At 57.3% G+C, this 12,387-nt stretch carries 12 protein-coding genes; all 12 read left to right on the forward strand.

The window, feature by feature from the left end; translation table 11 throughout:
• Positions 1 to 25: 25 nt before the first annotated feature.
• Positions 26 to 337, forward strand: coding sequence for an RNase P modulator RnpM (rnpM, locus tag CDO73_RS20470; protein ID WP_087800917.1), 312 nt, complete (start codon positions 26 to 28; stop codon positions 335 to 337).
• Positions 330 to 653, forward strand: coding sequence for a L7Ae/L30e/S12e/Gadd45 family ribosomal protein (locus CDO73_RS20475; RefSeq protein WP_088490381.1), 324 nt, complete (start codon positions 330 to 332; stop codon positions 651 to 653). The genes rnpM and CDO73_RS20475 overlap by 8 nt, the downstream gene beginning before the upstream one ends.
• Positions 646 to 3,231, forward strand: coding sequence for a translation initiation factor IF-2 (gene infB / locus CDO73_RS20480; RefSeq protein WP_088490382.1), 2,586 nt, complete (start codon positions 646 to 648; stop codon positions 3,229 to 3,231). The genes CDO73_RS20475 and infB overlap by 8 nt, the downstream gene beginning before the upstream one ends.
• A gap of 19 nt (positions 3,232 to 3,250) precedes the next feature.
• Positions 3,251 to 3,664 (forward strand): 30S ribosome-binding factor RbfA, encoded by a 414-nt coding sequence (gene rbfA / locus CDO73_RS20485; protein WP_088490383.1) that lies wholly within the window; start codon positions 3,251 to 3,253, stop codon positions 3,662 to 3,664.
• Complete coding sequence (locus CDO73_RS20490) at positions 3,651 to 4,628, forward strand: DHH family phosphoesterase (protein ID WP_088490384.1); 978 nt, start codon at positions 3,651 to 3,653, stop codon at positions 4,626 to 4,628. The genes rbfA and CDO73_RS20490 overlap by 14 nt, the downstream gene beginning before the upstream one ends.
• Entirely contained in the window at positions 4,625 to 5,539 is a 915-nt protein-coding gene (gene truB / locus CDO73_RS20495; protein WP_088490385.1) for a tRNA pseudouridine(55) synthase TruB, read from the forward strand. Before CDO73_RS20490 ends, truB begins: the two co-directional genes overlap by 4 nt.
• Positions 5,540 to 5,606: 67 nt before the next feature.
• Positions 5,607 to 6,548 (forward strand): bifunctional riboflavin kinase/FAD synthetase, encoded by a 942-nt coding sequence (locus CDO73_RS20500; protein WP_088490386.1) that lies wholly within the window; start codon positions 5,607 to 5,609, stop codon positions 6,546 to 6,548.
• Between the two features lie 171 nt (positions 6,549 to 6,719).
• Positions 6,720 to 6,989, forward strand: coding sequence for a 30S ribosomal protein S15 (gene rpsO / locus CDO73_RS20505; protein ID WP_087800924.1), 270 nt, complete (start codon positions 6,720 to 6,722; stop codon positions 6,987 to 6,989).
• Between the two features lie 130 nt (positions 6,990 to 7,119).
• Positions 7,120 to 9,222, forward strand: a complete 2,103-nt coding sequence (locus CDO73_RS20510; protein WP_088490387.1) for a polyribonucleotide nucleotidyltransferase — start codon at positions 7,120 to 7,122, stop codon at positions 9,220 to 9,222.
• Between the two features lie 226 nt (positions 9,223 to 9,448).
• Entirely contained in the window at positions 9,449 to 10,714 is a 1,266-nt protein-coding gene (locus tag CDO73_RS20515; protein ID WP_088490388.1) for a M16 family metallopeptidase, read from the forward strand.
• Positions 10,686 to 11,138, forward strand: a complete 453-nt coding sequence (gene dut / locus CDO73_RS20520; protein WP_088490389.1) for a dUTP diphosphatase — start codon at positions 10,686 to 10,688, stop codon at positions 11,136 to 11,138. The genes CDO73_RS20515 and dut overlap by 29 nt, the downstream gene beginning before the upstream one ends.
• 194 nt (positions 11,139 to 11,332) lie before the next feature.
• Positions 11,333 to 12,376 carry an aspartate-semialdehyde dehydrogenase gene (locus CDO73_RS20525; protein ID WP_088490390.1) on the forward strand — a complete coding sequence of 348 codons (1,044 nt, stop codon included), beginning with the start codon at positions 11,333 to 11,335 and terminating at the stop codon, positions 12,374 to 12,376.
• Positions 12,377 to 12,387: the final 11 nt, after the last annotated feature.

A 12,387-nucleotide genomic window follows, 5' to 3' on the forward strand; every position in this document is an offset into this window, starting at 1 on the left:
GTCGGCGAAAGCGGGGGAACGAAAGATGAAGAAGAAAAAAGTACCGCTGCGCAAATGCGTAGCCAGTCAAGAAATGCTGCCCAAGAAGGAATTGATCCGGGTCGTCCGCACGCCGGAAGGCCAAATCGAGATCGACCTGACGGGCAAAAAATCCGGCAGAGGCGCTTATCTGCGCGCGGACGCGGACTGCTTCCGGCTTGCCCAGAAGAACAAAGCGCTCGATCGTGCACTTAAGCAGCCGGTACCGGCCGAGATCTATGAACAGCTTGCCCGGGATTTTATCCGGGTCGAACAACAATTCCGCGAATTACAGGAGAGAGAAACAGACGATGAATAATGAGCTTTCGGGACTGGGGCTGGCCATGCGCGCCGGAAAGATGGTTACCGGAGACGAATTGGTCCTCAAAGCCGTCCGGTCGCGCGAAGCCAAGTTGGTCGTCTTGGCCGGCGACGCCTCGTCCAATACCCAGAAAAAGTTTCGCGACAAATGCGCTTCGTACGGCATCCCTCTGCTCATCGGTTTCGACCGCGAGCGGCTCGGCGCCAGTATCGGCAAGCCGGAACGTCTTGTACTCGCATTAACCGAACAGGGATTTGCCGACATGATCCGCAGGAAACTGGGGACAACGTCGGAGGTGGAGTATATTGAGTAAACCAGACAATAAAGTTCGGGTCTATGAATACGCCAAATCGCTCGACATGAGCAGTAAAGAAATCATTACCATTTTGAAGAAACTCGAGATGCCGGTGAACAATCACATGAGCGTGATGGAACCGGACGCGATCGGCAAAGTGGAACAATTTTTTCAGAAGATCAAGTCGAATGCCTCTAAACCGGCATCTCCTAGCAGCAAGCCGCAATCGAACGGCGATAATCAATCCAAAAATTCACAAGAAAAGCAGGTAGGTATGAATAATAAACCTCAAACCCCAAACAGCAGTCAGTCGCAAAGTCAAGGCGGTAACCGTCCTCAGGGCAACCGCAGTTCTTCGGTAGGCAGTCAGAGCCGTCCGCAAAGCAGCGGCGGCGCAAGCCGTCCTCAATCGAGCGGTCAAGGACAACGTCCGAGCGGCGGTCAAGGCGGTTCGCGTCCGAGCGGCCAAGGGCAAGGCGGATCGCGTCCTAGCGGCAGCGGCCAAGGCGGTTCGCGCCCGGGCGGTCAAGGTCAAGGCGGCCAGCGTCCTTCGGGCGGCGGCACGTCGCAAAACCGCGGAGGCGGTTCTTCGCCTAGCGGACGCACGCAAAGCGATTCGTCCAACACGTACGGAAGCCGCAGCGCGAGCAGCGGCCAAGGCGGCAATCGCGGCGGCCAAGGCGGCAACCGCGGAGGTCAAGGCGGTCAGGGCGGACGTCCGGGCGGCAACCGCCGTTCCGAAGACGGACGCGGCGGATTCCGCGGCGGTCAAGGCGGACGCGGAGGCAAAGGCGGACGCGGAGGCAACAACCGCAACAACCAGCCGCCTAGAGAGAAGATCGACAACACGCCGAAGAAAATCATCGTGCGCGGCACGATGACGGTCGGCGAAACGGCGAAGCTTCTGCACAAAGACGCTTCGGAAGTCATCAAGAAGCTGATTACGCTCGGCGTGATGGCGACGATCAACCAAGAGCTGGATCTCGATACGATTCAACTGCTCGCCGGCGATTTCGGCGTCGAAGTCGAAATCAAGATCCCGGTCGAAGACGATCGTTTCGAGACGCTCGAAGAGACCGACGAAGAAGCCGATCTGAAAGAACGTCCGCCGGTCGTAACGATCATGGGTCACGTCGACCATGGTAAAACGACGCTCCTCGACGCTATTCGTTCGACGAACGTAACGGGCGGCGAAGCCGGCGGCATCACGCAGCATATCGGTGCGTACCAAGTCGAAATCAACGGCAAAAAGATCACGTTCCTGGATACGCCGGGTCACGAAGCCTTTACGGCGATGCGTGCCCGCGGTGCGCAGGTAACCGACATGACGATCATCGTCGTGGCAGCCGACGACGGCGTAATGCCGCAGACGGTCGAAGCGGTTAACCATGCCAAGGCAGCCAACCTGCCGATCATCGTGGCCGTCAACAAGATCGACAAACCGGACTCCAATCCGGACCGCGTGAAGCAGGAACTGACCGAATACGGCCTCGTTCCGGAAGAGTGGGGCGGAGACACCATCTTCGTCAACGTATCCGCGAAACAGAAGATGGGCTTGGAAGGTCTGCTCGAGATGATCCTGCTCGTGGCGGAAGTCAACGATTACAAAGCGAACCCGGACAAGCGCGCTCGCGGCACGGTCATCGAAGCCGAGCTGGACAAAGGCCGCGGACCGGTTGCCCGCATCCTCGTTCAACACGGCACGCTCAAAGTGGGAGACGCCTTCGTGGCGGGCAACTGCTTCGGCCGCGTACGGGCGATGGTCAACGATAAAGGACGCCGTCTCAAAGAAGCCGGTCCTTCGACTCCGGTCGAAATCACGGGCCTGACGGAAGTGCCGCTGGCCGGCGATCCGTTCATGGTCTTCGAAGACGAGCGCAAAGCGCGCAGCATCGCCGACAAACGCGCGATCACGCAGCGCGAGTCCGATATGGGCGCGAACACTCGCGTAACGTTGGACGATCTGTTCAAACATATCAAAGACGGCGAGATCAAAGACCTCAACGTCATCATCAAAGGCGACGTTCAAGGTTCGGTCGAAGCCCTCAAAGGCTCGCTCGCGAAGATCGAAGTCGAAGGCGTGCGCGTCAAGATCATTCACAGCGGCGCCGGCGCGATCAACGAATCCGATATTATTTTGGCAGCGGCTTCCAACGCCATCGTGATCGGCTTCAACGTTCGTCCGGATAACCAAGCGGCGCTGACGGCCGAGCAGGAGAAAGTCGACGTTCGCCTGCATCGCGTCATCTACAACGCGATCGAAGAGATCGAACAAGCCATGAAAGGCATGCTCGATCCGGTCTTCAAAGAGAAAGTCATCGGCCAAGCCGAAGTCCGCAGCGTGTTCAAGGTCAGCAAAGTGGGCACGATCGCGGGTTCGATGGTCATTCAAGGCAAAATCGCCCGCAACGCGGAAGCGCGCTTGATCCGCGGCGGCATCGTGATTCACGAAGGCAAGATCGACTCGCTCAAACGTTTCAAAGACGACGCGAAAGAAGTCGCTCAAGGTTACGAGTGCGGGATTACGGTCGACTATGCGGACGTTAAGGAAGGCGACATCATCGAAGCCTTCGTAATGGAAGCCGTCGAGCGTTAAGAAAGCGGGGTGAACACCAATGGCGAAGATTAGAGTAGGCCGGGTTGCCGAAGAAATCAAAAAGGAACTCAGCCAGATGATCCAGAGCGAACTGAAAGATCCCCGGATCGGATTCGTCACCGTTACCGATGTCGAGGTAACGGGAGACTTGTCCCAGGCGAACGTTTATCTGAGCATTTTCGGCGACGACGAACAGAAGGAAAAGTCGCTTGCGGGCATTACCAAAGCGACCGGTTTCCTTCGCAGCGAGATCGGCAAACGGATCCGCCTGCGCCATGCGCCGGAACTGCTGTTCCATATCGACCAATCGATCGAATACGGCAGCAAGATCGAGACGCTGCTCGGACAGATCAAGTCGGAAGAGCCGGTCAAGTCCGAAGAACCGGGCAAGGCCAATCAAGAGAATAAAGGAGACGGCGATGCGGACGTATGAGCAGGAATTGATCGGTGCCAAGCAGTTTATCGAACAGCACGATGACTTCCTGATCGTGGCGCACGTACAGCCCGACGGAGATGCAGTCAGTTCCACCCTTGCGGTGGGCTGGCTTCTCTCGCGTTTGGGCAAAACCTTCGCCATGATCAACGAAGGGCCGATTCCTCAACGAATGACGTACATGCACAAAGCGGACGAAATTCTCGATATGAGCCTGACTCCGCGAACGCGCACGTACGGCAACGTGATCTGCGTGGACTGCGCGGACTTCAAACGCGTAGGCCGGGTATCGGAATGGATGGAAGAAGGAGCGAACATGCTCAATATCGACCATCACCCGACGAACGACGGTTACGGCACGCAAACGCTGATCAAAGCGGATGCCGCGGCGACCGCCGAAGTGCTGTACGACCTGATCGCTTTGTTCGATCTGGGCTGGGACCGCAATCTTGCGGAGATGCTGTACACGGGGATCTTGACCGATACCGGCGGGTTCCGTTATTCGAGCACTTCTCCCAAAGTCATGCAGATCGCTTCGCATTTGTTGGAACTCGGAGTGAACGGACCGGATCTTGCGGATTCGCTGCTGGAGCAGTTGACCAAGCCGCAGTTCGACGTATTGACGCTGGCTCTCGGCACGCTGCGCATGTCGGACAACGGCAAAGTGGCCTGGGTTCACGTGACGCCCGAGCATATGGAGCAGGCGGGAGCGGCCAACGAAGATCTCGAAGGCATCGTGAATTATCCGCGGAATATTCAAGGCGTCGAAGTCGGCGTGCTGTTCAAAGTCATCGACGAAGGCGCGGTCAAAGCGAGCATGCGCTCGGCCGGCAAGGTGGACGTGGCCGCCGTTGCTGCCGAATTCGGCGGGGGCGGCCATGTACGCGCGGCCGGATGCCGTTTGGAAGGCACGCTGGAAGAAGTGACGACCCGCGTCATCGAAAGGATCAGTCGGGCGCTATGAACGAATTCGACGGCGTACTGCCGGTACTCAAGCCCGCAGGCATGACTTCCCACGACGTCGTAGCCAAATGCCGGCGGCTGCTTCAGATGAGACGAATCGGACATACCGGCACGCTTGATCCTTCCGTGACCGGCGTACTCCCGCTTTGTTTGGGACGCGCGACGCGGATGGTCGAGTATTTGCAGGAAATGCCCAAAGAGTATCGCGCCGTGCTGAAGCTCGGCATTTCGACCGATACCGAAGATTTGACGGGAACCGTTCTCGAAGAACAGGCGAAAGTCGACGTGACGGAAGAACAGGTCAGAGAAGCATTGAAAGGCTTTATCGGTCCGATCATGCAGACTCCGCCTATGTATTCCGCAGTCAAGATCGACGGCAAGCGGCTGTACGAGCTGGCGCGCGAAGGCAAAACGGTCGAACGCAAAGCGCGCGAAGTCGTGATTCACGAGATCGAGCTGACCGCGTTCGAAGACGGCGACCAGCCCGAAGTCTCGCTGCGCGTCTTGTGCTCCAAAGGGACTTACATCCGGACGCTATGCGTCGATCTGGGCGCCGCGTTGGGCGTTCCGTCGACGATGGCGAAGCTGGAACGCACTTTGTCGGCGGGAATCGGCCTGGAAGGCTGTTTGACTTTCGAGGAGATCGCCGAGCGCGTAGAAGCCGGAACGCTTGAAGAAGCGCTGATCCGGGCAGACAAAGCGGCCGTCCATATGCCTGAACATCAGGTGGACGAAAGCAGGCTGGACAACGCGTTAAAAGGACAGAAGTTGGCATCTTGGGCCGTTCGGCCTTCGCCGGAAGGCGCGCAAAGCCAATTCAGGCTGTACGCGCCGGATGACCGCTTTATCGGGATTTACAGATGGGACGAAGAAGCCGGCAGAGTCGTTCCGGTCAAGGTCTTTCTTCCTTAACGCTCGGCGTTCGGGAAAAAGGCAGGGCAGCGGACGGCATTCGGCGGAAAATGCAGGTGATCGAAGAGTGAAGACGGTAACGTTAACTTATCCTTTGACCGGTATCGGAGAGACCGTTCCGGTTCAGCGTCAAATCATGGCGATCGGGCAGTTCGACGGTCTCCATCTCGGACATGTCAGCGTCATCCGGCGCGCGCAGGAGATGGGCCGCATCTTGGGCCTGCCCGTCGCGGTGCTGACGTTTCACCCCCATCCCAAGGAAGTTATGGGCAAAGGGGATTACGAAGGCTATCTGACGCCGCTGCGCGACAAAGAGCAGATTCTCGAAGAGCTCGGCGTGGACTATATGTATGTCGGCGAATTTACGCCGGACTTCTCCAAAGTGTCTCCGACCGACTTCGTGAATCGGGTGCTGATGCCGCTCGAAGTCGCTACCGCGGTCGTCGGCTTCGATTTCCGTTTCGGTTTTATGGGCGAAGGCACGGCGGACGCGATCGGACCGCTCAGCGGCGGCAAGATCGCGGTCGAGACGGTGGAACCGTTTTTGATGGACGGGGAGAAAGTCGCCAGCTCGGGCATCCGCGCCGCGCTCAAAGCAGGCGACGCCGAGACCGCCGAGCGGTGGCTGGGACGGCCTTATCGCGTGCAAGGAACGGTCGTGGGCGGCGATAAACGCGGCCGCACGATCGGATTCCCGACGGCGAACGTCGATCCTTCGGGCTTGTACGTGACGCCGGCCAAAGGCGTATATGCCGTACGATTCGGCCTCGGAGGCGAAATCTACGGAGGCGTCATGAACGTGGGAGTCAAGCCGACCTTTACCGACGGAAGCATCAAGCCGACGTTCGAGACGCATCTGTTCGACTTCGACCGCAGCATCTACGGCGAGGAAGTCTGGATCGATCTCGTTCGTTACATTCGTCCGGAACGCAAATTTTCGGGCATCGACGAGTTGGTCGCGCAGATCGCCAAAGACGCCGAAGAAGCGCGAGGCATTCTCGGAAATTGAAGAGATGCTTTTTATCGCGCGAAGGTTTACTTTTAAGTGAACGTTTGTTATACTGATTTACGTTGCCTGCCTTCGTGCGAGCGACTTAACCATGGCTTGGTTTCTGGCTTTCACCGGCCGATACGAGGCTTTTGGGGATTGGATTGGCTAATTTATTAGGAGGTGAATTGGATGGCATTGACTCAAGAACGTAAACAGCAACTGATCGAAGAGCACAGAACTCACGAATCCGATACAGGATCGCCGGAGGTTCAAGTCGCTATTCTGACGGAGAACATCACGAACTTGACGGATCACCTGCGTACGCACAAGAAAGATCACCACTCGCGTCGCGGTCTTCTGAAAATGGTCGGACAACGTCGCAGACTGCTGGCTTACCTGAAAAACAATGACGTAAGACGTTACAGCGCCCTGATCGAAAAACTCGGACTGCGTCGCTAAAATTAAAAAGCAATGCACAAGCAGCCTGGTTGTGAACCGTATGGTCTTTTTTGGAGCCGACGGCAACAGCCGGGTTGTTTTTGTAACTTATACTTAAGGATTGACCGAAGACGATTCGAGGAGGAGTTTCATGGAACAGCAAGTAGAAATGCAGCTCGGGGGACGTACCCTTACGCTGAAGACGGGCCGTTTGGCCAAGCAAGCGAACGCGGCGGTCATGGTTCACTACGGCGAAACCGTCGTGCTCTGTACCGTTACGGCGTCCACTCAGCCTAAAGATCTCGACTTTTTCCCGTTGACCGTCAACTACGAAGAAAGAATGTACGCCGTAGGCAAAATTCCCGGCGGATTCATCAAACGCGAAGGACGTCCGAGCGAAAAAGCCATTCTGGCCAGCCGCTTGACCGACCGTCCGATCCGTCCGCTGTTCCCGGAAGGGTTCCGCAACGACGTGCAAATCCAAAATATCGTCATGAGCGTGGACCAAGACAACGAACCGCAAATCGCGGCTATGATCGGGACTTCGGCGGCGCTCAGCATTTCCGACGTTCCGTTTGACGGACCGATCGGCGGCGTGGCCGTCGGACGCGTAGACGGTCAATTTGTCGTGAACCCGACTCTGGCGCAGCAGGAAGCGAGCGATCTCTACCTCGTGGTCGCGGGGACGAAGGACGCGATCATGATGGTCGAAGCCGAAGCGAACGAAGTGCCGGAAGAAGTCATGCTGGAAGCGATCATGTTCGGTCACGACGCGGTCAAAGAAATCGTGGCCTCGATCGAACAATTGGTCGAAAAAGCCGGCAAACCGAAAATGGAAGTCAAGCTGCACGCGGTCGACGCCGAAGTGAACGAAGCGGTTCGCGCGTTCGCGTCGGAACGTCTGGTCGAAGCGGTGCGCATCGCCGAGAAGCATGCCCGCCAAGACGCGATCGATGCCGTGAACGACGAAGCGGTTGCGCATTTCTCCGATCTGTATCTGGAAACGCCGGACAAAGTGGACGACGTCAAAGAAGTGCTGCACGATATCGTCAAAGAAGAAGTGCGCCGCTTGATCACGCACGACAAAGTCCGTCCGGACGGACGCGGCTTGGCCGAAATCCGCCCGATCAGCTCCGACGTGGCGCTGCTGCCGCGCGTGCACGGTTCGGGTCTTTTCACCCGCGGCCAAACGCAGGCGCTCAGCATCTGTACGCTCGGCGTGCTGGGCGACGCGCAAATGCTCGACGGCGTGGCGCCGGAAGACACCAAACGCTTCATGCACCACTATAACTTCCCTCCGTTCAGCGTAGGCGAAGCCCGTCCGCTGAGAGCTCCGGGCCGCCGCGAGATCGGACACGGCGCATTGGGCGAACGCGCGCTGATGAAGGTCATTCCTTCGGAGTCCGAATTCCCTTATACGATTCGTCTCGTTTCGGAAGTCTTGGAATCGAACGGTTCCACTTCGCAAGCGAGCATCTGCGCCAGCACGCTGGCGATGATGGACGCGGGCGTACCGCTCAAAGCGCCGGTTGCCGGCGTGGCGATGGGCCTGATCAAAGACGGCGAACACGTCTCGATCCTGTCCGACATTCAAGGCATGGAAGACCATCTCGGCGATATGGACTTCAAAGTAGCGGGTACCAAAGAAGGCGTGACGGCGATTCAAATGGACATCAAGATCGACGGCATCAGCCGCGAGATCCTGTCCGAAGCGCTGACGCAAGCTCGCGAAGGACGTATGCATATCCTCGAGCAAATGCTGCAAGCGATCCAAACGCCGCGCGAGAAAATGTCGAAATACGCGCCGAAGATCATGATCATCAACATCAAGCCGGAGAAGATCCGCGACGTGATCGGAGCGGGCGGCAAAGTGATCAACAAGATCATCGAAGATACGGGCGTCAAGATCGATATCGAACAGGACGGCCGCGTGTTCATCGCTTCTTCCGACGAAGACATGAACAACAAAGCCGCCGAGATCATTCAGAATATCGTTCGCGAAGTCGCGGTCGGCGAAATCTATGACGGTACCGTAAGACGGATCGAGAAATTCGGCGCGTTCGTCGAACTCATTCCGGGCAAAGACGGCCTCGTTCATATTTCGCAGTTGGCGGCGGAACGCGTAGCCAAAGTCGAAGACGTGGTGGCGGTCGGCGACAAGCTGAAAGTCAAAGTCACGGAAATCGACGCGCAAGGCCGTGTCAATCTGTCGCATAAAGTGCTGCTGAGCGCGGAAACGCCGGCCAAGTCCTAAGACGCGAACGGATAAACGAACTTCATTTATAATGAACGAAAAAGAGACAGAGTCGATTTCTGGCTCTTTTTTTGTGTATTCGCCGTCCGCGGACAACGCTTCTGCGAAGCGGAGTCTTCGGAAGTCCGAATCCGGTTGAGTACGGCCGCGAAATTTGCTAGGATAGAGTTTGCACGTTTACAGAACCGATACCTATCGGAAGGGCGCACGGGAGGGGAATAACGCTTTGGAAAAATATACGCTGAGCAGCGGGTTACGGGTAGTAGCCGAGCATATCCCGGGTTCGCGCTCCGTTTCGTTCGGCATCTGGGTCAAAAACGGATCGCGAAACGAAACGGAAGCCGACAACGGCATCTCGCACTTTATCGAGCATATGCTGTTCAAAGGCACGGAACGTTATGACGCGAGAGCGATCGCCGAGCAGTTCGACGCGATCGGCGGCAACGTCAATGCGTTCACGTCGAAAGAATATACGAGCTATTACGCCAAAGTGCTGGACGAACATCTGCCGATCGCGATGGACGTGCTGGCCGACATGTTTTTCAACTCCAAGTTCGATCCGGAAGAACTCGCCCGGGAGAAAAACGTCATCTTCGAAGAGATCTCGATGTATCTGGACGACCCGGACGATCTGGTCCACGATCTGATCGTAGAGGCCGCTTACGAAGGACATCCGCTGGCGATGCCGATTCTGGGCACGGAAGAACATCTGGCGAGAATGTCTTCGCAAGATCTGAAAGATTTCATGCGCGAACGGTATACGGTCGAAAATACGATCGTGGCGATCGCGGGGAATCTGGGCGAAGATGTCCGCGAACTGCTGGAGCGTCATTTCGGCGCTTTCGATCGCCGGGGCTCGCAGCCGATTCTGACCGAACCGTCCTTCGGCGGCGGACTCGTCTACCGGAAGAAGAAGACCGAACAGAACCATATCTGCATGGCGTTTCAAGGGTTCGGCTACGACGATCCTCGCCAGTACGCGATGGCTCTGCTGAACAATTCGATCGGCGGAGGCATGAGTTCGAAGCTGTTTCAGGAGATTCGGGAAAAACGCGGCTTGGCGTATTCCGTCTATTCGTATCACAGCGCGCATGCCGACAGCGGATATTTCACGATCTACGCGGGCACGGCGCCGAAACAGACGGCGGAAGTGCTCAAGCTGACGCGGGAAGTGCTGCACGAAGTCCAAGCGAACGGATTGAGCGCGGAGGAGATTCATAAAGGCAAACAGCAGCTCAAAGGCAGCCTGATCATGGGCCTCGAAGGCAGCGGAAGCCGCATGAACCGTCTCGGCAAAAACGAGCTGATGCTCGGACGGCACGAGACGATCGACGAGACGCTCGCCAAGATCGAAGCCGTAACCGAAGCCGACGTGCGGCTCGCGCTGGACCATCTGTTCGCACAACCGTATGCCGTGGCGATGGTCGGCAATTCTGATCGCGCGCTCGGCTCATTAAGGAGAGATGAACTTGTCCCATCTGGTACAAATTAAACGATTTGCCGGCAACGAAGATCTGGCGCTGCCGCGCAAAATGACCGAACTCGCCGCCGGCTACGATCTGCAAGCCGCGGTATTGGAACCTCTGGTGCTTCAGCCGATGCAGCGCGCGCTCGTGCCGACGGGCCTTGCGATCGCGATGCCGGGCGGCCTGGAAGCGCAGATTCGTCCGCGCAGCGGATTGGCGTTCAAGCACGGCATTACCTGCCTGAATTCGCCGGGCACGATCGACGCGGATTACCGCGGCGAGATCAAAGTGCTGCTGATCAATCTGGGTCAAGAACCGTTCACGATCGCGCGCGGCGAACGAATCGCGCAGATGGTATTCCAAGAAGTGCCGGAGATCGAATTGGCGCCGGTCGAAGAACTGTCGGAGACCGTTCGCGGCGCCGGCGGATTCGGTCATACGGGGCAATAACGAGTACGTTCGAAACGGAACTTGCGGGAAGCCGCGGCCTCTTCCCAGCGAAGAAAGCCGCGGGCTTTTTTTGTTTCCGAATCCTGACATCAGACGTCAACGTCTTGCTTTTTAATCCGATACAAACTATGATATTCACAATGCAAACCTTGATGTTTAGCGATTTTGCCCCATATAAAGGAGAGACAAGCCAGATGTCGAATGAAACGTTTAACGTAGCTGTCGTCGGCTCGACCGGCGCGGTCGGCGAACAAATCCTCAGATTGCTCGAAGAGCGCAATTTCCCGATCAAGACCCTGAAACTGCTGTCGTCCGCGAGAAGCGCAGGCAGCAAGCTCAAGTTCAAGGGACAAGACATCACGGTCGAAGAAGCGAAGCCGGAGAGCTTCGAAGGCGTTCAGATCGCGCTGTTCAGCGCGGGCGGAGATGTCAGCAAGGCGCTCGTGCCGGAAGCGATCAAGCGCGGCACCGTCTGCATCGACAATACGAGCGCGTTCCGCATGGACCCTACCGCTCCGCTGGTCGTGCCGGAAGTCAACGAGGAGAAAATCTTCGAGCATAACGGCGTCATCGCCAATCCGAACTGCTCGACGATCCAGATGGTCGCCGCGCTGAAGCCGCTTCAGGATCGCTACGGACTTAAACGGATCATCGTGTCGACGTATCAAGCGGTATCCGGCTCGGGCGCCAAAGCGATCGCGGAACTGAACCGCCAGACCAAAGCGATCGTGAACGGCGAACCGGTCAATCCGGACGTGCTGCCGGTGTCTTCGCTTCCGGTGAAGCATCAGATCGCCTACAACGCGATTCCGCAGATCGATAAATTCATGGATAACGGCTTCACTTACGAAGAAATGAAGATGGTGAACGAAACCAAAAAGATCATGGGCGACGAGTCGATTCAGGTGACAGCGACTTGCGTGCGGATTCCGGTCGTCTACGGGCACTCGGAGTCGGTATACGTCGAACTGGGATCGGAATACGATCTGCAGGAAGTCCGTTCGCTGCTGGAAAACGCGCCGGGCATCACGGTGGTCGACGATCCGGCCAATCAGGCTTATCCGCTGGCGACCGACGCGGCCGGCAAAAACGACGTGTTCGTGGGCCGTCTGCGCCGCGACCTCGATTCGCCGACCGGGCTGAACATGTGGATCGTTTCGGACAATCTGCTCAAAGGCGCGGCTTGGAACGCCGTGCAAATCGCGGAAATCATTGCGGCACGTTCGCAGCAGGCCTAACGAAAGGAAGA

This window comes from Saccharibacillus sp. O23, from assembly GCF_002205895.1.
Lineage (GTDB): Bacteria > Bacillota > Bacilli > Paenibacillales > Paenibacillaceae > Saccharibacillus.